The organism is Amycolatopsis sp. Poz14 (assembly GCF_006704225.1).
Taxonomy (GTDB): domain Bacteria; phylum Actinomycetota; class Actinomycetes; order Mycobacteriales; family Pseudonocardiaceae; genus Amycolatopsis; species Amycolatopsis nivea.
In genome coordinates this window covers 167,021-189,025 of record NZ_JACLHD010000001.1, presented here as the reverse complement: position 1 = coordinate 189,025, position 22,005 = coordinate 167,021, and the positions used below count along the sequence as shown (strand labels likewise).

Annotated in this window: 27 protein-coding genes; 15 read left to right on the top strand and 12 right to left on the bottom strand. The window is 68.6% G+C overall.

Features of this window, described 5'->3' with window-relative positions; translation table 11 throughout:
- Positions 1–195: 195 nt before the first annotated feature.
- A complete protein-coding gene (locus FKO37_RS01020; RefSeq protein ID WP_238603481.1) occupies positions 196–1,362 on the bottom strand; it encodes a pyridoxal phosphate-dependent aminotransferase in 1,167 nt (388 codons plus the stop codon).
- A 29-nt stretch (positions 1,363–1,391) separates the two neighbouring features.
- Between FKO37_RS01020 and FKO37_RS01015 the strand changes: the two genes are divergently transcribed.
- Positions 1,392–2,690, top strand: a complete 1,299-nt coding sequence (locus FKO37_RS01015; RefSeq protein ID WP_037807530.1) for a DUF445 domain-containing protein — start codon at positions 1,392–1,394, stop codon at positions 2,688–2,690.
- A gap of 495 nt (positions 2,691–3,185) precedes the next feature.
- On the opposite strand, the gene FKO37_RS01010 is transcribed toward FKO37_RS01015, so the two are convergent.
- Positions 3,186–3,653 carry a CGNR zinc finger domain-containing protein gene (locus tag FKO37_RS01010; RefSeq protein WP_037807532.1) on the bottom strand — a complete coding sequence of 156 codons (468 nt, stop codon included), beginning with the start codon at positions 3,651–3,653 and terminating at the stop codon, positions 3,186–3,188.
- Between the two features lie 94 nt (positions 3,654–3,747).
- Between FKO37_RS01010 and FKO37_RS01005 the strand changes: the two genes are divergently transcribed.
- From FKO37_RS01005 to FKO37_RS00995, 3 genes are read left to right on the top strand one after another with little or no spacing between them, the layout of a single operon-like run.
- The gene (locus FKO37_RS01005) at positions 3,748–4,116 is read left to right on the top strand and encodes a VOC family protein (RefSeq protein WP_037807534.1); all 369 of its coding nucleotides are present in this window, start codon (positions 3,748–3,750) and stop codon (positions 4,114–4,116) included.
- Between the two features lie 36 nt (positions 4,117–4,152).
- Positions 4,153–4,515 carry a zf-TFIIB domain-containing protein gene (locus FKO37_RS01000; RefSeq protein WP_370318151.1) on the top strand — a complete coding sequence of 121 codons (363 nt, stop codon included), beginning with the start codon at positions 4,153–4,155 and terminating at the stop codon, positions 4,513–4,515.
- Positions 4,516–4,534: 19 nt separating this feature from the next.
- Positions 4,535–5,158 (top strand): AAA family ATPase, encoded by a 624-nt coding sequence (locus tag FKO37_RS00995; RefSeq protein WP_238603480.1) that lies wholly within the window; start codon positions 4,535–4,537, stop codon positions 5,156–5,158.
- A gap of 124 nt (positions 5,159–5,282) precedes the next feature.
- Here the strand turns inward: FKO37_RS00995 and FKO37_RS00990 are convergent, their stop codons facing one another.
- Positions 5,283–5,663, bottom strand: coding sequence for a helix-turn-helix domain-containing protein (locus FKO37_RS00990; RefSeq protein ID WP_238603479.1), 381 nt, complete (start codon positions 5,661–5,663; stop codon positions 5,283–5,285).
- Between the two features lie 122 nt (positions 5,664–5,785).
- Here FKO37_RS00990 and FKO37_RS00985 point away from each other — a divergent pair, with 122 nt between their 5' ends.
- Entirely contained in the window at positions 5,786–6,619 is an 834-nt protein-coding gene (locus FKO37_RS00985) for an enoyl-CoA hydratase/isomerase family protein (protein WP_238603478.1), read from the top strand.
- Between the two features lie 14 nt (positions 6,620–6,633).
- On the opposite strand, the gene FKO37_RS00980 is transcribed toward FKO37_RS00985, so the two are convergent.
- Positions 6,634–7,770 (bottom strand): methyltransferase domain-containing protein, encoded by a 1,137-nt coding sequence (locus FKO37_RS00980; RefSeq protein ID WP_238603477.1) that lies wholly within the window; start codon positions 7,768–7,770, stop codon positions 6,634–6,636.
- A 140-nt stretch (positions 7,771–7,910) separates the two neighbouring features.
- On the opposite strand from FKO37_RS00980, the gene FKO37_RS00975 reads away from it, so the two are divergent.
- The 5 genes from FKO37_RS00975 to FKO37_RS00955 all read left to right on the top strand — a co-directional run bounded on the left by FKO37_RS00975 (position 7,911) and on the right by FKO37_RS00955 (position 12,344).
- Positions 7,911–8,306, top strand: a complete 396-nt coding sequence (locus FKO37_RS00975) for a helix-turn-helix domain-containing protein (RefSeq protein ID WP_238608202.1) — start codon at positions 7,911–7,913, stop codon at positions 8,304–8,306.
- Positions 8,303–8,986, top strand: coding sequence for a hypothetical protein (locus FKO37_RS00970; RefSeq protein WP_238603476.1), 684 nt, complete (start codon positions 8,303–8,305; stop codon positions 8,984–8,986). The genes FKO37_RS00975 and FKO37_RS00970 overlap by 4 nt, the downstream gene beginning before the upstream one ends.
- A 1,082-nt stretch (positions 8,987–10,068) precedes the next feature.
- Positions 10,069–10,368: a DUF2516 family protein gene (locus FKO37_RS00965; RefSeq protein WP_037807548.1), complete on the top strand. Its 300-nt coding sequence runs from the start codon at positions 10,069–10,071 to the stop codon at positions 10,366–10,368.
- Positions 10,369–10,399: 31 nt separating this feature from the next.
- On the top strand, positions 10,400–10,945 hold the full coding sequence (locus tag FKO37_RS00960; protein ID WP_037807549.1) for a YbaK/EbsC family protein: 546 nt from the start codon (positions 10,400–10,402) through the stop codon (positions 10,943–10,945).
- 10 nt (positions 10,946–10,955) lie between these two features.
- Entirely contained in the window at positions 10,956–12,344 is a 1,389-nt protein-coding gene (locus tag FKO37_RS00955) for an aromatic amino acid lyase (RefSeq protein WP_308196512.1), read from the top strand.
- On the opposite strand, the gene FKO37_RS00950 is transcribed toward FKO37_RS00955, so the two are convergent.
- The gene (locus FKO37_RS00950) at positions 12,298–13,011 is read right to left on the bottom strand and encodes an ABC transporter permease (protein WP_037807739.1); all 714 of its coding nucleotides are present in this window, start codon (positions 13,009–13,011) and stop codon (positions 12,298–12,300) included. The genes FKO37_RS00955 and FKO37_RS00950 overlap by 47 nt on opposite strands.
- The gene (locus FKO37_RS00945; RefSeq protein ID WP_134663650.1) at positions 13,008–13,700 is read right to left on the bottom strand and encodes an ABC transporter permease; all 693 of its coding nucleotides are present in this window, start codon (positions 13,698–13,700) and stop codon (positions 13,008–13,010) included. The genes FKO37_RS00950 and FKO37_RS00945 overlap by 4 nt, the downstream gene beginning before the upstream one ends.
- A gap of 140 nt (positions 13,701–13,840) precedes the next feature.
- On the opposite strand from FKO37_RS00945, the gene FKO37_RS00940 reads away from it, so the two are divergent.
- The 3 genes from FKO37_RS00940 to FKO37_RS00930 all read left to right on the top strand — a co-directional run bounded on the left by FKO37_RS00940 (position 13,841) and on the right by FKO37_RS00930 (position 16,417).
- A complete protein-coding gene (locus FKO37_RS00940) occupies positions 13,841–14,758 on the top strand; it encodes an ABC transporter substrate-binding protein (RefSeq protein WP_037807556.1) in 918 nt (305 codons plus the stop codon).
- 96 nt (positions 14,759–14,854) lie between these two features.
- Entirely contained in the window at positions 14,855–15,289 is a 435-nt protein-coding gene (locus tag FKO37_RS00935; RefSeq protein ID WP_037807557.1) for an SRPBCC family protein, read from the top strand.
- A gap of 114 nt (positions 15,290–15,403) precedes the next feature.
- Positions 15,404–16,417: an NADP-dependent oxidoreductase gene (locus FKO37_RS00930; RefSeq protein WP_134663651.1), complete on the top strand. Its 1,014-nt coding sequence runs from the start codon at positions 15,404–15,406 to the stop codon at positions 16,415–16,417.
- Here the strand turns inward: FKO37_RS00930 and FKO37_RS00925 are convergent.
- The 3 genes from FKO37_RS00925 to FKO37_RS00915 are packed head-to-tail and all read right to left on the bottom strand — an operon-like array spanning position 16,407 to position 17,914.
- The gene (locus tag FKO37_RS00925; protein WP_037807563.1) at positions 16,407–17,066 is read right to left on the bottom strand and encodes a haloacid dehalogenase type II; all 660 of its coding nucleotides are present in this window, start codon (positions 17,064–17,066) and stop codon (positions 16,407–16,409) included. The two genes, FKO37_RS00930 and FKO37_RS00925, sit on opposite strands and share 11 nt — an antisense overlap.
- 54 nt (positions 17,067–17,120) lie before the next feature.
- Positions 17,121–17,525 (bottom strand): SRPBCC domain-containing protein, encoded by a 405-nt coding sequence (locus tag FKO37_RS00920; RefSeq protein WP_037807566.1) that lies wholly within the window; start codon positions 17,523–17,525, stop codon positions 17,121–17,123.
- Positions 17,522–17,914, bottom strand: a complete 393-nt coding sequence (locus tag FKO37_RS00915; protein ID WP_238603475.1) for a RidA family protein — start codon at positions 17,912–17,914, stop codon at positions 17,522–17,524. The genes FKO37_RS00920 and FKO37_RS00915 overlap by 4 nt, the downstream gene beginning before the upstream one ends.
- Positions 17,915–17,976: 62 nt before the next feature.
- Here FKO37_RS00915 and FKO37_RS00910 point away from each other — a divergent pair, with 62 nt between their 5' ends.
- Positions 17,977–18,921: a YafY family protein gene (locus FKO37_RS00910; RefSeq protein ID WP_238603474.1), complete on the top strand. Its 945-nt coding sequence runs from the start codon at positions 17,977–17,979 to the stop codon at positions 18,919–18,921.
- On the opposite strand, the gene FKO37_RS00905 is transcribed toward FKO37_RS00910, so the two are convergent.
- Positions 18,902–19,519, bottom strand: a complete 618-nt coding sequence (locus FKO37_RS00905; protein WP_107050872.1) for a TetR/AcrR family transcriptional regulator — start codon at positions 19,517–19,519, stop codon at positions 18,902–18,904. The two genes, FKO37_RS00910 and FKO37_RS00905, sit on opposite strands and share 20 nt — an antisense overlap.
- A gap of 120 nt (positions 19,520–19,639) precedes the next feature.
- Here FKO37_RS00905 and FKO37_RS00900 point away from each other — a divergent pair, with 120 nt between their 5' ends.
- Positions 19,640–20,689 (top strand): NAD(P)-dependent alcohol dehydrogenase, encoded by a 1,050-nt coding sequence (locus tag FKO37_RS00900; RefSeq protein ID WP_238603473.1) that lies wholly within the window; start codon positions 19,640–19,642, stop codon positions 20,687–20,689.
- 44 nt (positions 20,690–20,733) lie between these two features.
- Here the strand turns inward: FKO37_RS00900 and purU are convergent, their stop codons facing one another.
- Positions 20,734–21,585 (bottom strand): formyltetrahydrofolate deformylase, encoded by an 852-nt coding sequence (purU, locus tag FKO37_RS00895; protein ID WP_238608199.1) that lies wholly within the window; start codon positions 21,583–21,585, stop codon positions 20,734–20,736.
- A gap of 45 nt (positions 21,586–21,630) precedes the next feature.
- Positions 21,631–21,939, bottom strand: coding sequence for a hypothetical protein (locus FKO37_RS00890; RefSeq protein WP_255807074.1), 309 nt, complete (start codon positions 21,937–21,939; stop codon positions 21,631–21,633).
- Positions 21,940–22,005: the final 66 nt, after the last annotated feature.

Genomic DNA, 22,005 nt, shown 5'->3' with positions numbered 1-22,005 from the left:
GGCGGAACGTCCGCACCGGCTCTGGTGTCCGATCCGCCCTAGTCGATCACCCTGCGTCGCCTCAACCGGGCCAGATGCGGCCATCCGGGCGGCCCGTCCGCGGCGCGAATTCGGGCGTTGACCCGATGTTTCGGCCACCGCGACACTCTCGGTATCTCGTTCCCGCAGGGGCGAACCGGGCCCGGGCGCCAGTCGTCAGACGAGTTTCCGCAGGCGTTCGACGGCTTCGTCGATCACCTCGTTGCGCTTGCAGAACGCGAACCTCAGCAGATGTTTCCACTCGTCCGGGTGATCCGTGAACACCTTGACGGGTACCGCGGCGACTCCGGCGCGTTCCGGAAGCGTCCAAGCGAGTTCTGCGGCGTCCTCGAAACCGAGCGGACGCACGTCAGCCGTCACGAAGTACGTCCCCGCACTCGGCCGTACTGCGAATCCCGCATCGGCAAGACCAGCGGAAAGCCGATCCCGCTTCTCCTGCAGGCTCGCGCGCAGGTTTTCGACCCACTCAAGCTCGTTGTCGAGCGCGTACGCCACGGCCGGCTGCAGCGGTCCGCCGGAGACGAACGTGATGAACTGCTTCGCTGCCTTCACCGCGGCCACCAGCTCCGGCGTCGAGCAGATCCAGCCGATCTTCCAGCCGGTGCAGTTGAAGGTCTTGCCCGCGCTCGAAATCGCGACGGTCCGCTCGCGCATCCCGGGGAACGACGCGAGCGGCAGGTGCTCGGCGCCGTCGAAGACGAGGTGTTCGTAGACCTCGTCGGTGACCGCGATGAGGTCGTGCTCCACGCACAGCCGCGCGACTTCCTCCAGCTGCGCGCGCGAAAACACGGTGCCCGTGGGGTTGTGCGGCGAATTCAGCAGCACTGCGCGAGTTTTGGGCGTGATCGCGTCGCGGAGGGCGTCGAGGTCGAGTTCGAGCTGCCCGTTCTCGGTTTCGACCAGCCCGATGACGCGTCGCTGCGCGCCCGCCATCGCGACCGCGGCGGCGTACGAGTCGTAGTAAGGCTCGACCACGATCACCTCGTCGCCGGCTTCGGTCAGCGCGATCAGCGACGCCGCGATGGCCTCGGTCGCACCCGCGGTGACCAGGATCTCCGTGTCCGGGTCGTAGCTGGCCCCGTAACGCTGGCGGTGCCTGCTGATCGCGGCGCGCAGCTCCGGACGGCCCGGCCCGGGCGGGTACTGGTTGTCGCCGCCGAACAGGGAGTTCTTCGCCGTTTCGAGCATCCCGGCGGGCCCGTCGGTGTCCGGGAAGCCCTGGCCGAGGTTGACCGCGTCGTGCCGGACGGCGAGCGCGGTCATCTCCGCGAAGACCGTCGAGGTGAACGGGCGGAGGCGGGGGACGAGAGCTGGTTCACGCACGAGAACGCATCCTCACGGACAATGGCGGTGTGGAGCAACTCACCCCTGCCAAGGTCACGCCCGCGGATCCGCCCGGCGGCACCGCCGGCGAAGAGGCGAAACGGCGCGGCCTGCGGAAGATGAAGCTGGTCGCGCTGTCTTTCCTGCTCGGCGCGACAATCGTGTTCCTGCTGACGAGCTGGGCGGAGTCGGCGGGCTGGAGCGGCTGGGTCGGCTACGTGCGCGCCGCGGCCGAGGCGGGCATGGTCGGCGCGCTCGCGGACTGGTTCGCGGTGACGGCGCTGTTCCGGCATCCGCTCGGACTGCGGATCCCGCACACCGCGATCATCCCGAACAAGAAGGACGCGCTCGGCAACAGCCTTGGCGAGTTCGTCGGCTCGAACTTCCTGTCTCCCGACGTCATCCGCGACAAGCTCCGCCGCGTAGAGGTCGCGAGCAGGCTCGGCGGCTGGCTCTCGCAGCGCGACAACGCGGAACGCGTGACGTCGGAACTGGCGACCGTCGTGCGCGGCGCGGTCACGGTGCTCCGCGACGAGGACGTGCAGGCGATCATGGAGCAGGCCGTGGTCAAGCGCGTGATCGACAAGCCGTGGGGCCCGCCGCTGGGCAAGATCCTGGCGGGCGTTTTCGAGGACGGCGCGCACCACAAGCTGGTGGATTTGATGTGCGACCGCGCCTACGAATGGGTCCGGGACAATCACCAGACGATGCTGCGCGTGGTCTCGGACCGCGCGCCGAGCTGGTCGCCGAAGTTCGTCGACGAAATGCTGGCGGACAAGGTGTACGGCGAGGTCCTGACGTTCGCCTGGGCGGTCAAGACCGACGTCAACCACCCGATGCGCCTGGCGCTGGACAAGTTCCTCGGCGAGTTCGCGCAGGACCTCCAGACCGATCCGAAGACGATGGAGCGGGCCGAGCAGGTCAAGGGCCAGATCGTGAACCACGGCGAAGTGCAGAAGCTGATCGGCAACGCGTGGGCGACGGCCAAGGAGATGCTGCTGAACGCCGCGGAGGACCCGTCGAGCGAACTGCGCCAGCGGGTTCGTGGAGGCCTGGAGTCGCTCGGCAAACGTCTGGTGGACGACCCGTCGATGACGTCGAAGGTAGACGGCTGGGTCGAGAGCGCGGCGGTTTACCTGGTGACCCATTACTCCCGCGAGATCACGACGATCATCACGGACACGGTGGAGCGGTGGGACGCCGAGGAGACTTCTCGGAAGATCGAACTGCAGGTCGGGAGGGATCTGCAGTTCATCCGGATCAACGGGACTGTGGTTGGTGCGCTGGCTGGGTTGGTGATTTACGCGGTGGCGCAGCTGCTTTTTTGAGGGTTGTTGCGCTTTGGCGGGAGTTGGGTTGACCGTGTTGGCCTGGTTGGTGCGGTTCAGGGCGGCGTGGTTGCTGCGCGGCGGTCGGCTGACTTGGTCGCGGCGGATCGGGATCGCCGTTGGATCCGGGCGGGCAGCAGTCCCGGAATTTCGTTGTGGTTGAGCGGAATTCGCCAGCGAGCCAGCGCTCGATTGGTTGCCGCGAAGCCCCGTGGATCGCGGTCCGAAGGCGTGGGTGCCCCGGCGCTTCGGGTGCAGCGTCCTCCGTGGTTCTCCTCGGCCTCGACTGGCTGCGGCGGGTGGTCGGTCGGATGCGCGGCGTCCTATACCACAGCCGTGGCTCGTTCAAACCAGTTGTCCACAGGAAGCTGAGTTATCCCCGGGGTTATCCACAGGAATTCACGGTGATGGCCTAATCGCTGTCCACAACTTGTGGGGATCCGGGGCATCTGCACGTGCACATGTGGTGTGTGTGGACAAGTTGTCCACAGGGGGTCAGTTGTGCACAGCCGCCGTGCGGGCGCGCCAGGAGCGGGCTTTTTCGCGGTTTCCGCAGACTCGCATCGAGCACCAGGTGCGGGAGCGGTTGCGGGATTCGTCGAAGAAGGCCCACAGGCAGTCGTCGGCGGGGCAGATTTTCAGGCGGACCCAGTCGCCCCGGATGGCTAGGCGGGTGGTCGCGGCCAGGGTCGCGGTGACGGCGTCCGGGGTGAGCAGTGCCGGGCCGGTTTCGGTGAGGGTGAAGCGAAGCGGGACGTCCAGCGTGGTCGCGGGCAGCCGCGGATCGCCGACGGCGGCGCGCAGGCTGTCGCGTACGGCGCGGGCTTCGGCGGGATCGTTCGGTGACACGTCGTGGTCAGCGGCCCACTGCCGCCAGAGCTCCGGATCGTCCAGCAGGTCGTCGCCCCGTTCGATGTCGACGGTGTTCAGGAAGGCGACCACCAAGGAAGCGTCGGTGTGCACCTGCCCAGTGTACGGGCGATATTGGTTGCGACCTGGCTCACTAACCTTCATAATCCATTTACTGGTTACGCGACTAGGAGAGGATGGCCACAACATGGGTGCGATTCCGACTTTCGGCGGCGTTGCGTTCGACTGTCCGGACCCAGGAGCACTCGCCGGGTTCTACCGCTCCCTGCTTGAGTGGGACGAACCTAAGATCGCTCCGGACAACCACTGGGCCACGCTCGTCGACCCGCGCGGCGGCGTCCGGCTGGAATTCCAGCGGGTGGCTGATTACCGCGCGCCCGAATGGCCGTCGCAGGACAAGCCGCAGCAGGCGCACCTCGACCTCGACGTTCCCGACCTCGAGGCCGCTCACCAGCGCATTCTCGGGCTGGGCGCGAAGCTGCTCGACGATTCCCCGGAGACCTTCCGCGTGTACGCCGATCCGGTCGGCCACCCGTTCTGCCTCTGCGCCTGCTGACACGGCGCGGCGAATCCGCGTAGGGTCGGCTGCGTGATTTGTCCGAAGTGTCAGAACATGATGCGCACTGTCGACAAGAACGGCGTCCACATCGAGCAGTGCGACGGCTGCCGCGGGATCTTCCTCGACCGCGGCGAGCTGGAGCAGATCGCCGGTGCCGAGAGCGCTTTCTACCGGCAGCAGCCACCGCCTTACGGCCGTCCCGATTCGCCGCGCCCTTATCAAGGCGGGCACTCGGATTCGCCCCGGCCGTACCGGGGTGGGCATGCGGATTCGCCGCGCCCGTACCGAGGCGGGCACGCGGACTCGCCGCGGCCGTACCGCGGTGGCTATGGGGATTCGCCGCGCCCGTACGGCGGACGCCGCAAGCGCAGCTTCCTCGAGAACCTCTTCGACTGAGTTGTCCACCGTTCCAGTAGTGCTTGACCTCCGGATCTGTCCGGCCTGTGGCGACCGCGCGAGTTGTCCACAGGTCGAGGCGGACCTTCTGCGGTGTGTGGAGTGCGGACACCGGTGGCCGTTCCGGCGGCTGCCGTTGTTCGCGTTGACGGGGCCGAGCGCGGGAGGCAAATCCACAGTCGGGCCGAAGCTGGCGCAGCGGTTGGCGGGCGAGGCCGTCGTGCTGGAGCAGGACGTGCTGTGGACCGGCGCGCTGCAGGACGACGTCCCCGGCAACCCGGCGTTTCGCGGGGTCTGGCTGCGGATGGCGGCGATGCTGCACCAGAACGGGCGGCCGGTCGTGCTGTGCGGGACGGTCGCGCCGCAGGAGCTGGAACCGTTGCCAGAGCGCGTTTTCTTCTCGGACGTGCACTATCTGGCGCTGGTCGCGGACAACGAGACCCTCCGGCACCGGTTGCGCGCCCGGCCGGCGTGGCGGGAGTGGGACGAGCCGCGCATCGAGGAGATGCTCGAGTTCAACCTGTGGATACGCGGGCAGGTCGAGTCCATCGACACGACGGAGGCTCCGCTCGAGGACGTCGTGACCGCGGTGGAGAAGTGGGTTCGGGCCAGAATTGGGTCGGACCTAAGGACTGGCGCGTGAGTTGGGTCGGACCTAGGAATCGGCGCGTGAGCTGGGTCGGACCCAAGGATCAGTGCGTGTGCTGGGTTGGACCTAGAGATCAGGGCGTGAGCAGGATTTTGGCTGGGTCGGACCTAGCGACGCCTCACGATTGTTCCGCGCGGAGCCGTTCGTCGTAGCGCTGCTGGGATGCGTGGATTTCGCTGGTGTGCGCGACGGTCCAGTCGTACAGCCGGCCGAACGGCTCGCGTAGTGATTCGCCAAGCGGCGTAAGGGAATACTCGACTCCGACGGGGGAAGTCGGCAGTACTCGCCGCACGATCATGCCGTTGCGTTCCAGCCTGCGCAGAGTTTGGGTCAGCACCCGCTGGGTCACGCCTTCCAGCTGGCGTTTGATGTCGTTGAACCCGCGCGGCTCCTCCAGGACCGCCATCGCCATCATCGACCACTTGTCGGCGATCTGGTCGAGGATCGGGCGGCTGGGACAGTCGGCCCGGTACACAGTGCCGGTGTCGGGAGCGGCCATCTCGGTATCCTCCATGATCCTTGCGATGCCCAAAGTGCGTTATTGACGCTGGTCGATCCGCGTCCGAGCCTAGGTATACATCAGGAACCTAGCTGCCTGCCGGATACGTATCGGAGACCCGAATGCACCCCGACGACTACCCGACCCTGCGCGTGCACCGCGAGGGCGGCATCGTCCGCGTCACCATCGACAACCCGCCCGTCAACGTCCTCGACGTCGCTCTCATGGCGGACCTCAGGCGGCTGCTGCTTACACTGCGATCCGACGATTCCGCGCGTGTGATCGTTTTCGACAGTGCCGACCCGGACTTCTTCATCGCGCACGTCGACATGACTCTGGTCGACACTCCGGACGCGTTCGACCACTTCGCTCCCGAGATTCCCGTGGGACTCAACGTTTTCCAGGCGTTGGGCGAACTTCTGCGACAGCAGCCGCAGGTGACGATCGTGCAGCTTGCCGGTCTGGCGCGAGGCGGTGGGGCGGAGTTCGTCGCGGCTGCGGACCTGGCGTTCGCGGCGATCGAGACCGCGGGTCTCGGGCAGATCGAGGCGCTGATGGGGATTGTCCCGGGTGGCGGAGGGACGCAGTATCTGGCGAACCGGGTCGGTCGCAACCGGGCGTTGGAAATTGTGCTCGGTGCCGAGTTGTACGACGCGCGGACGGCTGAACGCTACGGCTGGGTCAACCGGGCCGTCCCTGCTGACGAACTCGAAGAAGTGGTTGATCGGCTGGCCCGCAACATCGCCGCGTTGCCGGAAGGAGTGATCGCCGCGGCGAAACAGGCCGTCGTTCCGGATGATCTGGCCAAGGGATTCCAGCGGGAACACGACGCTTGGGCGGGACAGTTCACGCGTCCTGCGGCGGAAGCGTTGATTCGGGGCGGGCTGGCGCGGGGCGCGCAAACGCGGGCGGGCGAGCGCGATCTGGAGGGACTGCTTCGCGGGTTGGCGGGGTGATCGGCGGATCCGCCCTACAGCGGCCAGCGATTCTCGGATTGCGGATCGTCCAGCCAGAAAGTCTGCTCGTCGGCGTTGACCGTGAGGCCGAAACGCGACCGGCTGGGGCGTCCGAGCGATTCCCAGCGCCGGTGCGCTTCCTCGGCGATATCCCACAAGGCGCGCGGACCTCCTTGTGCCACCTCGAAACCGGAGTCCGTGCGACGGGTCCGGGCCCAGGAACCGTCCGGATGGGACAGTGCGAAAGCGCCGTTCGGGTCGACGTGCACCGGGCGTACCTCGGGTAGCTCCAGTGACGCGAAAAACTCGAAATGTCGTTGTGGTTTAAGCACATCTGTCATTGACAGTTCAGTCGGGCGCCATTGCACATCGGCAGCGGACGGCAGGTCCGCGAGCGGTGGCAGGCGATGTGCACGCAGGGGCATGAAGCGACCGTCGCGGGCCAGGACCTGGCCTTCGGCGGTCGCGCCTTCGCCTGCGGTGAGGCGGACGAGTCCGCCGCCGAGCGGGCGGTTGAGGGTGGTGACGATGTGTCCGCCGGGGAGGGTTTGAGCAAGCCAGGCAAGTGGAATCCGGGAGACCGACGCGGTGCACAGGACCCGGTCGAAGAGCACTCCGGCCGGGAAACCGAGTGCGCCGTCGCCGGTGGCGCACGCGGGGGCGTAGCCGCAGGAGGCGAGGCGTTCCTGTGCGGCGGTCGCGATGACCGGGTCGATGTCCACTGTGGACACTTGGCCGGAACCGCAGCGGTGGCACAGCAAACCCGCGTTGTAACCGGTTCCGGTGCCGATCTCCAGCACCCGGTTGCCGTCGCGGACCAGGAGTTCTTCCAGCATGATCGCCATGATCGCGGGCATGCTGGACGAACTGGTCGGCACGCCGGGGACCGGTCCGTGCGCGCGGGCCCGGTCCCAGAGCGACGGGTCGTCGTCGAGCTGGGTGACCAGGACGTCGCGCGAATAGACGCGGTCCAGCCAGTCCGGATCGCCGCGGTCGACCGCCGCCCAGCCGTCGCCGGCAGGCACGAAAAACCGCGGCAGGAACGCATGCCGGGGGACGGTCGCGAACGCGTCGGCCCAGGCCTCGTCGTGCAGCACGTCCTCTTCGACGAGGTGTCGGACCAGGCGTCGACGCAACCGTTGTGCCCGCATAAGCCCAGGGTAACGGGGTGAGCGGAACCACACCCGATGGTTGCAAGCAGGGTGCTTGCAATAGCTAGCACGCGAGCGTACTGTCGAGTAGGTCGCGAGGAGGTGACCGGATGACAGAACCCGGCGGAGCACAGCGCCCCATGGACAAGGTCGCGGACATCGCCTCCGACATCGGCGAGTACATCCGCCAGCAGCGCAGTTCCGCGAAGATTTCGCTGCGCCAGCTGTCGAAACTCGCCGGAGTGTCCAATCCGTACCTGAGCCAGATCGAGCGCGGGGTCCGCAAACCCAGCGCGGAGATCCTCCAGCAGATCGCGAAAGGGCTGCGGATCTCGGCCGAAGCGTTGTACGTGCAGGCCGGAATCCTCGACCTGCCGACCGGCGGCCCGGTCGGCGACGCGATCCGCGCCGACGCCGAGCTGACCGAACGGCAGAAGCAGGTCCTGCTCGACGTCTACGAGTCCTTCCGGCGCGAAAACGCCGCCGCGAACACCGCACCGAAGACCACCCAACAGACCACTGAGGAGTCGGCATGACCACGCCCAAGACCGAGGACGTCCGCAAGGCCGTCAACACCGCGCTCGACCAGGTCCGCACCCCGCTGCTCGCCGCGCTCGGCGCCGGCAACCTGGCCAGCCAGGCCGTGACCGACGCGGTCGCCAAGGCCCGCGCCAACGTCACCAAGAACACCGAGGCCGCGCGCAAGGGCTTCGAGGAGCTGCCGACCGACGTCGAAAGCCTCCGCGAGAAGCTCGACCCGGCCGAACTGCGCAAGGCCATCGACGAGTACACCGAGGCCGCGCTGAAGCTGTACAACAAGCTGGCCGAGTCCGGCGAGCAGGCGTGGGACAAGATCGCCGCGCAGCCGCAGGTCAAGAAGGCCCTTGAGCAGCTGGACGACGCGCTGACCGCCGCGCAGGAGCGCGTCGACGGCCTGACCGAGGAGACCCGCGAGCGCGTCGACGGCGTGCTGGCGAAGGTCACCAAACGCACCCGTTCCGCTGGCGAGAAGGCCGCCCGCAAGGTGACCGAGGTGGCTGGCGAGACCGCCGACGCCGTCGAGGAAATCGGCGAGAACGTCGCGCACGAGACCCGTTCGGTGGCTCGCAAGGCCGCGAACCGCACCGCGCCGAAGACCGCCACGCCGGCCCGTCGCACGACCACCAGCACGACGGCGAACGCGAAGAAGCCGGCCGCGCCGAAGACGGAGAAGTGACGGCGGAGTCACTGCCGCACTGATCGGCGGTTCGGGTGCTCCGGCACTCGGAACCGTTGGGGCGGACCGGTTTGCGCCGGGGTCGCCGAGGGCGAGAATTGAAAATCGAGGGGTCGCACGGCGGCCGGGCCTGGGTTGGTCCGGCCGCCGTGTGCTGTGTTGGGGATGTTCCGGGGCGCCGTTGGGTTGGCGGCGGTGGTTGCCGTGTTGGGGGATGTTCCGGGGTGCCCGTTGGGTTGGCGGCGGTGGTTGCCGTGTTGGGGGATGTTCCGGGGTGCCCGTTGGGTTGGCGGCGGTGGTTGCCGTGTTGGGGGATGCTCGGGGGTGCCCGTTGGGTTGGCGACGGCGCTGCCGGGTTGAGGGATGCTCGGGGCGTCGTTGGGTTGGCGGCAGTGTCGCCGTGTTGGGGACGGTGGTGCCGTGCCGCTGCATGGCGGACTGTGCCTCGCGCCGCTGAATCAGGTGGCGTCCGGGGATGTGGCGGCGGGGGTGTGGTGAGGTTGCCGCCGCGCCGCTGCGTGGCGAACTGGGCCCGCGCTGCTGGTCCGCGCCGCTGAATCGGGCGGCGTGCCGGGATGTGGTGGCGGAGGTGTTGGTGAGGCTGCCGTCGCGCCGCTGAATCGGGGGCGGTGCCGCCGTCGCCCTGTGCGGAGTGTTTCGGCGGCAGCGTCGGGCGGGTTGGTCCGGTCGCCGTGCGCCGCGGCGGATGTTGCGGCGAAGTCGATGTTGGGTCGAACCCACCTCGCGCGAGCATCGTTAGATTCGGCCTAGATGCACGGTAGCGAGTTAGGCCCGACCTAGGCTCACGGGCGCCGGGGCTGGGTTCGACCTAGCTTCACCGCAGCCGACTAGGTCCGACCTAGGCTCACGGCAGCGGGTTGGGTCGGACCTAGATTCACGGCCACCGAACTGGGTCCGACCTAAGCCGAGGCACCCAACCGGAGTGACCGTTGTCACCCCGGCAACCGTCGTCGAGATAACCGCGGCCAAACCCGCCCCATCCGGGCCTGACCAGCAGTCATGTCACAGTGCGAGGTTTTGGGGGAGCGGGCGGCGTGGGCGGTTTGCCGTAAGCTGGCTGCGTGCTGGTTGCCGAATGGATCCTCAGGGTCATCCACTGGGGCAGCGCCTTGGTCGGGCTCTTCGCCTTCGTTCACGCGCTGCTCCAGCGAGCCGACGCGTACTCGGCGGCCGATCGCAAGACCAAGCCGGTCTGGATGTTGATCACTGGCGTGGCCACGGTCGCCCTGGTGTTGTTCCCGCTCCAGGGGAACGGGGTCGGGTTCATCTTCTGGGTGCCCGCGATGGCGGCGGCGCTCGTCTACATCGTCGACGTGCGGCCGAAGCTCATCGAGGTTCAGCGAGGCCACCGCAACTGGTGACCGGGAAGCCCGGCGGATTACATTCGGGCTGGTGACCACCTGGACTATCGCCGGAAGCCTTACCGTCGTTCCCGCGCCGACCCGTACTGACCTGCTTGCCGAACCCGTCGCCAAGGCGCTGGCCGCGATGCCCGCGCCGGACGAGGTCGGCGTCACTGAGATCGATCCGGAGCTCGCCGACACCGCCGCGTTCTGCGAGGCGTACGGGTCGCCGTTGACTGCCTCCGCGAACTGCGTTGTTGTCGCTGGCAAGCGGGCTGGGGAGGTCCGGTTCGCCGCGGCGCTCGTGCTCGCGACCACCCGTGCCGACGTCAACGGTGTCATCAAACGTCGCCTCGACGTGCGCAAGGCGTCCTTCGCGCCGATGGACGAGGCCGTTTCCCTCACCGGCATGGAGTACGGCGGCATCACGCCGGTCGGGCTGCCCGCGGACTGGCCGATTCTCATCGACCAGGCCGTCGCGGACGCGCCGGAGCTGGTGATCGGCAGCGGGATCCGCGGCAGCAAGCTCCTGATCTCCGGTGCGGCGCTCGCTGGGCTGCCGAACGCCGAGGTCATCGACGGGCTCGCGCGCTGAACTGTCCACAGTGGACGAACCAGTCGAGATCAGCCCGGCGGCCCTCCAGAAGCTGAAGCAGCAGCGCGAGGCGATGTTGGCCGCGCTGGGCCAGGACAGCCTCGTCTACGGCGTCAACACCGGGATGGGGCGGCTCGCTGGGACCCGGCTCACTGCCGCGCAACAGGCTGACCATCAGCGCAATCTGCTGGTCGGCCGGGCGGTCGGCGGGAAGCCGTGGTTGTCGCCGGAGTTGACCCGGGCGTTGCTGTGCATGCGGCTGCGCGGGTTTCTCCGCGGCGACGCGGCGGTCAGTCCCGAGCTGGTCAGCTTCCTCGCAGACCGGATCAACGACGGGTTCCTCCCGGCCGTCCCGCGCGACAGCCTCGGCAGCGCCGGCGAAATCATCCCGCTGGCGCACGCGTTCCAGACGTTCGTCGGGCTCGGCACGGTCATCGAGGACGGTGCCGAGGTCCCGGCGGCGGAAGCGTTAAGCCGGCGCGGGGTGCGGCCGTTCGTGCTGGGGCCGAAGGAGGGGGCGAGCCTGATTCAAGGTTCGCCGCTGGCCGAGGCGTACGCGTGGGTGTGCGGCAGGAGGCTGCGTCGGCTGATCGATTGGCAGACGGTCTGCGCGGCGATCACCGTGGACGTTCTTGGTGCGCCGCAAGCGATCTACCGCGGCACCCGTATCGAGAAACTCATCGAAGGGGCCGCCACCAACAAGAGCGTCGTGCAGGCGCCGATCTCGGTGCGAGTCGGGCCGAAGGTGCTCGAATACGTCAGCCGGACTGTCGAGGAACTCCAGGAAACCTTGCAGGAGTCCTGGGAAACCCCGGCGGACTCGCCAGCCTTCGTCAACGGCGAGTTCGTGCCGACGACCGGCTATCACGCCGCCGCGCTCGGGCTTCGGATGGACGCGGTCAAGGCAGCCCTCGTCCACGCGGCGGAAGTCTCGGTACAGCGGCTTCACCGCCTCCTCGACCCGCAGTTCAGCGGGTTGCCGCCGCAGCTCGCGGTGGACCCGGGGCCGCAGGCCGGGCTTACGCCGTTGCACAAACGCGCGGCTGGCGAGCTGCATGCGATGCGTCGTCTGGCCGCACCGGCGACGCTCGGGTCGCTGGATACTTCCGCTGGTCAGGAGGATGTGCAAGCGTTCGCCAGCAAGGCTGGCACCGAGCTGGAGACAGTGATCGAGCGCTTCTTCGCCATCACCGCGTGCGAGCTGATCGCGGGGCGGCAGGCGCGGTATCTGCTCAAGGCCCCAGGCGCGCCGAGGCTGGCTGACACCTACGCCTGGCTCGCGGCGAGGATCGAGCCGGTGGTGGTCGATCGGTCGCTGGGGCCGGAGATCGACCAGCTCGCCGAAGCGTGTCTCACGAGTCCCGACGGGCCTGTTGAAGTGCGAGACCGCGAGGCGTAGCCAGCTTGGTCAACAAAGCGAACAGGCCCTCGCACACCAGCGCCAGGATCACCACCGCAAGACCGCCGCCGAAGATTTCGCCGTGGCCCTGCTCGCCGAGGGCGAAACCGTCGACGATGTAGCGGCCCAGACCGCCGCCGTCGTTGACGATCGCGCCGATCGCGACCGTCGCGATCAGTTGCAGGAACGCCACTCGCGCGGCGGCCACGATCACCGGCGACGACAGCGGCAGTTCCACGCGCAGCATGATCTGCCATTCGCGGTACCCGGTGCCGCGCGCCGCGTCGACGACTTCCTGTTCCACCTGCACCACGCCCGCGTAGGTGTTGGTGAACAGCGGCGGCAGCGCCAGCGCGACGAGCGCCAGCAGCAGCGGCCAGAAGTCCGTGTTCGCGCCCCACCGGCTGGCCAGGAACCAGAACAGGATGATCAGCCCGAAGCTCGGGATCGCGCGGCCGATGTTCACCGCGCTGCTCGCCAGGAACTGGCCGCGCCGGTAGTGCGCGAGCCACAGCGCGAACGGGACGGTCAGGACGATCGAGATCGCCAGCGCCAGCGCGGAGAACCACAGATGCTGCACGGTCCGGAACGGAATCCCGGCCGGATCGGTCCAGCTCCAGCGGTTCGGGTCGGCGAGCCAGTGGCCCAGCTGCTCGAAAAAGCTCATCGAACGGCCCTCCGCGCCCACGGGGCCAGCGCGCGTTCGCTCAGCCACAGCAGGAAATCGACGAACACGGCCAGCGCGATCGACAGCACGATGCCGACGATGATCGGGCTCGGGTTGGGGATCGGCGTCTGGATGCCTGCCCGGATGAAGTAGCCGAGCCCGCCCTTGCCGAGCAGCGACGTGACGGTGACCAGGCCGATCGTCGTCACCGCGGCCACCCGCAGCCCGGCGATCACCACGGGCAGCGCGAGCGGCAGCTCCACCTGCCACAACAGCCGCCGCGGCGTGAAGCCCATCCCGATCGCCGCTTCGCGCACTTCGGTCGGCACCTGCTGCACGCCGGTCACGATGTTGCGGATCAGGATCAGCAGCGTGTACGTCGCCAGCGGGATGACCGAGGTGGCGAAGGAGAACCCGAGCAGCGGAACCAGCAGCGCGAACGCGCCGAGGCTCGGGATCACGTAGAGCGCGCCCGCCGTGCCGATCACGAACGGATAGAACCAGCGGTAGCGCAGGCACAGCGTGGCCAGCGCGAGCGAGAGCACGAGGCCGACGCCGAGCGCGGTCGCGGTGAGGGCGACGTGCTCGCCGAGCCGCTGAAGAATCGCGTCAGCGTTGCGTTCGACCCACCGCCATTCGAAGAGGGGACGGCTGCTGTCGGCCAGCAGCGGGGTCACGGACGCGTGCACGGCGCGACCTTACCCCGATCGAGCGACAATATTCCGGCCCGTGAGATTCCGTGGCGAGGATTCCTAACCAGTGGTTTCTGTCGGGGGTCGCGGTTAGGGTCCATTCCCACTAACGAGTGAACTGAGGAGTGTGGGGACACGTGCGCTGGACCCGGAACATCCGAGTGGCCGCGCTGCTGGCGACGGCCGCGCTCGGCTTGACCGCGTGCGGTGGGGGAAGCGACCAGCCGGCCGCGCCGAGCAAGGGCGGCGCTCCGATCGTCGTCGCCTCGTTCAACTTCACCGACAGCCAGATCCTTGCCGAGATCTACGCGGGCGCGCTGGAGGCCAAGGGCTATCCGGTCACCCGGAAGCTGAACCTCGGCTCGCGGGAGCTGGTCTACCCGTCGCTCAAATCCGGCGAACTGCAGTTCCTGCCGGAGTACCAGGGCGCGGCGATCACGACCGGCTTCGGCAAGGAAGCCACCAAGGACGCCAAGGCCGAGCACGAACAGCTGGAGAAGCTTTTCGCGCCCGAGGGCGTCGGGCTGCTGAACTACGCGGCCGCCGAGGACAAGAACACCTACATCGTGAAGGCCGACCTCGCGAAGTCGAAGGGCATCGCGTCGATCAGCGACCTGAAGAAGCTCGACAAGGTCGTGATGGCCGGTCCGCCGGAGTGCGAGAAGCGGCTGCCGTGCTTCCAGGGCTTCAAGGACGTCTACAAGCTGACGAACGCGACCTTCCAGACCGTGCAGGAGGCTGGGCCGCGCGTGCAGCAGCTCAACTCCGGCGCGGTCACGGTGATCCCGGTCGACTCGGTCAGCCCGCTGGTCGGCGACCCGCAGTACGTCGCGCTCAAGGACGACCTCGCCATCGTGCCCACCGAGAACGTGGTGCCCGCGGTGAACAAGAAGGTGCTCGACGCGCGCGGCGCGGACTTCGCGAACGTCGTCAACGCGGTCAGCGCGAAGCTCACCACGGACGGCATGCGCGAGCTGAACAAGCGGGTCGACGCGGACGGCGAACCCGCGGCCGACGTGGCGAAGGACTGGCTGAAGCAGCAGGGCCTCTCCTGACCTTCTCGGGAGCGGCGATCCCGGTGCGAACCGGGATCGCCGCCCCTCACCCCATGTGCGAAGGTGACCTCGGCGGAACCCTGAGGAGGAAACGACATGGGCAAGGTCACGGCCACCGCGGAGCGCACGATCGACGCGCCGGTGGAACGCGTGCGTGAGCTGGTCGCGGACTACGCCGAGACCCGGCCGAAGCTGCTCACCGAGCACTACCGCGACTACGAGGTCAGCGAGGGCGGCGTCGGCGCCGGCACGAAGGCCAGCTGGAAGCTGCAGGCCACGTCCAAGCGAGTGCGCGACGTCGCGGCCACGGTGACCGAGCCGTCGCCCGGCACCTTCGTCGAGACCGATGCGAACTCCAGCATGGTCACCACCTGGACCGTCACCGCCTCCGGCGAGCGTTCCCTCGTCCGCATCGAGACCAGCTGGGACGGCGCGGGCGGCATCGGCGGCTTCTTCGAGAAGACCTTCGCGCCGGGCGGGCTGAAGAAGATCTACGACGGCGTGCTCGGCAAGCTCGCGGAGATCGTGTAGCGCTGGCCACAACCCCGGGGACAATCGGAATGCGCGCCCCGGTTTCTCCGTTGGCCGGATAGACCGGGGCGCGCGCCCCGCTTCAATCCAGCTTGAACGAAACGGAGTTCGACGGTGAACGCACCCACAGCGACTGAGATCCGGCTCGCGGCCCGCCCGCACGGCGTCCCGACCATGGACAATTTCGACATCGTCGAGACCGAGGTGCCGAAGCCGGGTCCCGGGCAGATCCTGGTGCGCAACCTCGTGATGAGCGTCGACCCGGCGATGCGCGGCCGGATGAACGACGTGAAGTCCTACTCGCCGCCCTTCGTGGTCGGCGAGGCCATGCAGGGCGGCGCGGTCGGCGAGGTCATCGAGTCCACTGTGGACGACTTCGCGGTCGGCGATCACGTGCTGCACCAGGCGGGCTGGCGCACGCACGCGGTGCTCGACGCCAAGCGAGCGGTCAAAGTGGACGATTCGGTCGCGCCGCTTTCGACCTACCTCGGCGTGCTCGGGATGCCGGGTCTGACCGCGTACGCCGGGCTGCTGGTGAGCGCGGAGTTCAAGGAAGGCGACACGGTTTTCGTCTCCGGCGCGGCCGGTGCGGTCGGCTCGCTCGTCGGGCAGCTGGCCCGGCTCAAGGGCGCCAAGCGCGTGATCGGCAGCGCGGGTTCGGCGGAGAAGGTCCGCTACCTCACCGAGGAGCTGGGCTTCGACGCCGCCTTCAACTACAAGGACGGACCGGTCGCCGAGCAGCTCGCCGCGGCCGCGCCCGAGGGCATCGACGTCTACTTCGACAACGTCGGCGGCGAGCACCTCGAGGCCGCGATCGCGTCGATGAACCTGCACGGCCGGATCGCCATCTGCGGCATGATCTCGCAGTACAACGCCACCGAGCCGACGCCGGCGCCGCGCAACCTGGTGCAGCTCATCGCCAAGCGGATCACCATGCGCGGCCTGCTCGTGCTGGACCACTGGCACCTGATGCAGGAGTTCGTCGCCGAGGTCGCGCCGCTCGTGGCGTCCGGCGAGATCAAGTACTCGGAGACCTTTGTGGACGGCATCCGCAACGCGCCGGACGCGTTCCTCGGCCTGCTCAGCGGGGCCAACACCGGCAAAATGCTGGTGCGCCTCAGCTCCTGACGATTTCGTCAGCCAGCTCGGGCATCGTCGCCGCGGTGTAGGTCGCGGCGGGGAGCCCGGGCAGCGGATGGACTCCGGGACGCGCGAGCAGCGCGGTCCGGAGTCCTGCCGCTTGTGCTCCGGCGATGTCCCAGCCGTGCGCGGCGACCATCACCGCTTGGCCGGGTTCGACGCCGAAGGCACGCAGCACCTGGAGATACGGCTCCGGTGCCGGTTTGAGCCTGCTGACCTGCTGCGCGGAGAAGATCCGGTCGAATTTCGTTGCCAGGCCAGCGTTCTGCAGCTGCGCCTCGGCGGTGGCGAGCGGCGAATTCGTGAGGGCGACGACCTGGTGTCCGGCCTGGCGCAAGCGGTCCAGGCCGGGTACGACGTCGGCGTGCGCGGGCAGGGTGCGCAGGCCGTCGCCGACCTTCACCAGCTCGACGTCGGTCAGTTCATGGCCGTGCCGCGCGCACACGGCGGCCGCGGCTTCCCCGGCGATCTGCGCGAAATCGCGGTACTGGCCGGCCGCGGTCACCGTGAGCACGGTGTGGATCGCGAGCGCGAACCATTCCTGACGCGCTTCCGGATCTCCGGTGAGCTGGGTGAACAGCGGGTCGAGCGCGGTCAGGTCGAGCAGCGTCTCGTTGACGTCGAACACGCACAGCATCGCGCCTCCAGCCGGTGAACCGCTTGCGTACCAGGGTCCTCCGTCAGTCGCGGGCTAGGCAAGCGCGGTGATCAGTTCGGCGAGAACTCCCTGCCAATGGCGGCGCTGCTGCTCCCGTTCGGCGGCGTCGGCCAGGCGTTCCTGGTGAATGCGCAGCATTGCTTTGCCCGGACCGCTGGCACGCACGGCGAGCTGCAGCGTCGTCTCGTGCGACCAGCCGGCCGGCTGCCAGGTGAGCCGGATCCGGTCCATTTCGCGGAAGCTGCGCGTCTCGCCGCGGATTCCGTCGGCGGTCTCGTAGCCGACTCCGGGTTCGGGCTGGACGGTGACGCCCTCGCCGAGCCAGATCGCCACGCCTTCCGCGGACGTGATGAAGTCCCAGACGTCCTCGGCGGAGCGGCCGATCGTCTTCGAGACGCCGATCTGCCAGCCCGCGTCCTTGGTCTGCCCGACGCTCACTCGGCCACCGCCGCGATCGCGCTGACCTCGACGAGCGCGCCCGGCACGGCCAGCCCGGCCACGCGCTGGACGGTGACCGGCGGCGTCGCGCCCGCCAGCGCCGCGGCGGCGGCCGGATAGGCCTTGGCGAGATCGACGTCCGCGACCAGCAGGATGTTCAGCATCACCACATCCTGGACGGTCGCGCCGCCCGCGGCCAGCGCCGTTTTCAGGTTGGCCATCACCCGCTCGACCTGCGCGGCGACGTCGGTCCCGCCGACGAGCGCGCCGTTCGCGTCGACCGCGTTCTGGCCGCCGACGTAGATCGTCGTCGCGCCCGGCGGGACCACGGCGACCTGGGCGAAGGCGGGGGACTGGACGAGCCCTTCGGGGCGGAGCAGCTGAGTCATAAACCGAGTATGACCAGATACCCGGTCGGATACTGTCCTAGTTTTGCGCGAGAATCGGAACCATGACCACCACGAGCCGTCGCTTGGAGACGCTGGCGTTGCTGCAGGCGCGTCCGGGCATCTCCGCCACTGACCTTGCGGCCCGGCTCGGCGTCACCGAGCGCACCACGCGCCGCGACATCGCCCAGCTGCGCGAACTCGGGTATCGCATCGACGGCGAACCCGGCCGGGTCGGCGGCTACCGGCTCGCGCACGGCACCGCGATGCCGCCGCTGCTGCTGGATGCCGACGAGGTCGCGGCGGTTTCGCTCGGCCTGCAGACGGCAGTGGCAGTCGACGGGCTGGAAACCGCCACGGTGACCGCGCTGGCCAAGCTGACCCAGGTGGTGCCGACGCGCTGGCAGGCCCGGCTGGCTGCGCTCGCGGACGTGGAATCGTTGCCCGGCAAGCCTTTCCGGCAGGCAGCGCGGGATATCCTGGTGCCGCTCGCGTTGGCTTGCCGGGCTGGCGAAGCGGTCCGGATCCGACATCGAGCTCGGGATGCTCGATCGGCGAAACCCGTTGATGTGCAGCCCTATCGGCTCATCACGGTTCGGCGGCAGTGGTACCTCGTCGCTTGTCCGCGCGGAACCAGTGAATGGAAAACCTTTGCGGTGGACCGGATCGAAGCGGTCCAGCCGCTGGGGATCAAACTTCCCGCGCCGGAACCGCCGTCCACTGTGGCCGATCTGATCACGGATGCAAGCTGGCGGTACCGCGTGCGGGTCCAAGTGCACACGTCGGCTGACCTGGTCCGGGAACTCGTCGACCCGAGTGTGGCCACCGTCGTCGAGGACGGCGACGAGTGCGAACTCCGGTTCGGCACCGATGATATCGACTGGGCTGCCCGTTGGCTGGCTTACCTGGACGTGGATTTCGATGTCCTTGAACCGGCCGCGCTCACCGATCGCTTGCACGCCTTCGGTTCTTGGCTGGCAGCCCGCTACGTCACCACTCCGCCGGACTGATCGCCGGAGTCCCCGCGCGGTAAGCCTCGATCACGATCCGCGCCGCCCGTCGGGACTTGGCGACGACCTGCTCCGTCGGGTAGCCGAGCCATTGGTAGACGCCGTTGAGGTAGAAATCGCCGTAGCCGTAGGCCTGCGTGTGGAGTTGTTCCATCAGTTCCAGCGCGATAGCCGGATCCGGCGCGATCGTGAGGCAGCGCAACAGCGACGCATCGATCAGCTCGCGGCGGGCCTCGTGCAGTTCGACGTACTGCGCGTCAGCCAGCTCGGCGGCGAAGAACACGTGCAGGCCGATCCGGGTTTCCATCAGGAACTTGGTGTGCGCGGCGGACACCGCGGCCAGCGCGGCACCGTCGTCCGTTTCGGCGGCGGCCGCTTCCTCGGCGAGTTCGCGCAGCTGGCGCGCCGCGGTGGTGGCGACCGCGGCCAGCAGCGCCGCGCGGTCCGGGAAATGCCGGTACGGCGCGGCGGTGGAGACCTTCGCCCGCCGGGCGGCTTCGGCGACCGAGAACCCGGCGACCCCGTTCTCCGCGATCAGGTCGAACGCCACGCGCACCAGCTCGGCGCGCAGGTTGCGGTGGTGGTACTGCGCCGCCATGTCGTGTGTCACACCCGATCGTGGTCGCTTCGAGGAATAAGCCGAGGCCCACGCTAGTCGATGTAAGAGGGTTCTTACATCGACTTTGTCCCGAACGGACGGGACACCCAGGAGGGCTTCATGACCACGACCACCTCCGCCATCGCCGCCGCGGCGCCGGGCGGACCGCTCGCGCCGACGACGATCGAGCGCCGTGACCTGCGGCCGGACGACGTGCTCATCGACATCGCCTACGCCGGCATCTGCCACAGCGACCTGCACCAGGTCAACCAGGACTGGGGCACCGCGATCTTCCCGATGGTGCCGGGCCACGAGATCGCCGGCGTGGTCGCCGCGGTCGGCTCGGACGTCACGAAGTACCAGGTCGGCGACCGGGTCGGGGTCGGCTGCATGGTCGATTCCTGCGGCGAATGCGAGTACTGCCGCGCCGGATCCGAGCAGTTCTGCGTCAAGGGCAACATCCAGACGTACAACGGGGTCGGCTTCGACGGCGAGAACACCTACGGCGGGTACAGCCGGCAGATCGTCGTGAAGGACGCGTTCGTCTGCCGGATCCCCGAGGGCATCGACCTGGACGTCGCCGCGCCGCTGCTGTGCGCGGGCATCACCACGTACTCGCCGCTGCGCCGGTGGGGCGCGGGACCGGGCAAGAAGGTCGCCGTCGTCGGCCTCGGCGGGCTCGGGCACATGGCGGTCAAGCTGGCCGTCGCGATGGGCGCGGACGTCACCGTGCTCAGCCAGAGCCTGAAGAAGCAGGAAGACGGGCTCCGGCTCGGCGCGAAGGACTACTACGCGACCAGCGACGAGTCGACCTTCGAGACGCTCGCCGGCCGGTTCGACGTCATCCTCAACACCGTCTCGGCGAAGCTGCCGGTCGACGCCTACCTCAGCCTGCTGCGCGTCGGCGGCGCGATGGTGAACGTCGGCGCGCCGGGGGAACCGTTGGAGTACAACGTCTTCTCCCTGCTCGGCGGCAACCGCGTGCTGGCCGGTTCGATGATCGGCGGCATCGCGGAGACCCAGGAGATGCTGGACTTCTGCGCCGAGCACGGCGTCGGCGCGGAGATCGAGACGATCAGCGCGGACCAGGTGAACGAGGCGTACGCGCGGGTCGAGAGCAGCGACGTGCGGTACCGCTTCGTGATCGACACCTCGACGATCGGCGCGTGAGGGCTCGTGAGCGGTTGCTGCCGGTGAGATCCGGCAGCAACCACTCACATCACCATGGTTCGGTTGCCGTGCACCAGAACGCGGCCCTCGAGATGCCAGCGCAGGCCGCGCGCCAGCGTCACCTTCTCGATGTCCCGGCCCTTGCGCACCAGATCCGCGACCGAATCGCCGTGGTCGACGCGGATGACGTCCTGTTCGATGATCGGCCCGGCGTCGAGGTCCGCGGTGACGTAGTGGCAGGTCGCGCCGACGAGCTTCACGCCGCGCGTGTGCGCCTGGTGGTACGGCTTCGCGCCGATGAACGACGGCAGGAAGCTGTGGTGGATGTTCAGCGCGCGCCCGGTCCACGCCGCGCACAGTTCCGCGGGCAGGACCTGCATGAACCGCGCCAGCACGATCGCGTGCGGGTCGTGTGCGTCGACCAGCTCGCGGACCTTGGCGAACGCGGCCGCCTTGCCGTCCGGGTCGCCTGTCGGGAACGGCACGTGGTGGAACGGGATCCCGTGCGCGCGGGTGATGTCCGCGAGCGAATCGTGGTTGCCGATCACCGCGGCGATGTCGACGTCCAGCTCACCGGAGGCGACCCGGCCCAGCAGGTCGTAGAGGCAGTGCCCGGCCTTCGACACCAGCACCACCGCGCGCGGGCGCTCGCCGGTGTCGCGCACCTGCCAGCTCGACTCCGCGGACAGTTCGTTCGCGACCGCGCTGAACCGCTCGCGCAATCCCTCGGCGTCGAACGGCAGCGAATCGGCGCGCACGACCTGGCGGGTGAAGAACCAGCCCGAGTCGGGATCGGTGTGGTACGCGGCCTCGACGATCATTCCGCCGTGGTCGGCGAGGAAGCCCGAGATGCGGGCGATGATGCCGGTGCGGTCGGGGCAGCCGAAGGTGAGCACGTAACGCTGGGGTTCTGACACGCGCCCATTCTCACCGGCCGCTGGTCAGGGCGCGGCGAGGGGCTCCAGAAGGGTGGCGTCGCCGACGTTCTCGGCGTGGCTTGGACGGCCCCACAACGCGCGGTACACCTCGTCGGCCGGACCGGCGAGCGTGAGGTCCGGGACGCCTTCGCCCAGCATCGGCGGCTCATCCGGCTGCAGCAGCACGGTCCACGTCCGGGTGTCGGTGCTGACCTGGACGATCCCCTCGCGGCCGCTCGGCCGGGCGCGGCGCGGGGTCAGGAAGGCGAGGAACTCGTCGATGCCGTCCTCGGCGAATTCCGTGCGGTACCGGGTGACCGGCGGCTCGGGCAGGGCGCTTTCCGCGTCGAGCCGGTGGATGGCGAACTCGTGCGCGAGCCGGCGCGTCCAGTCACCGAC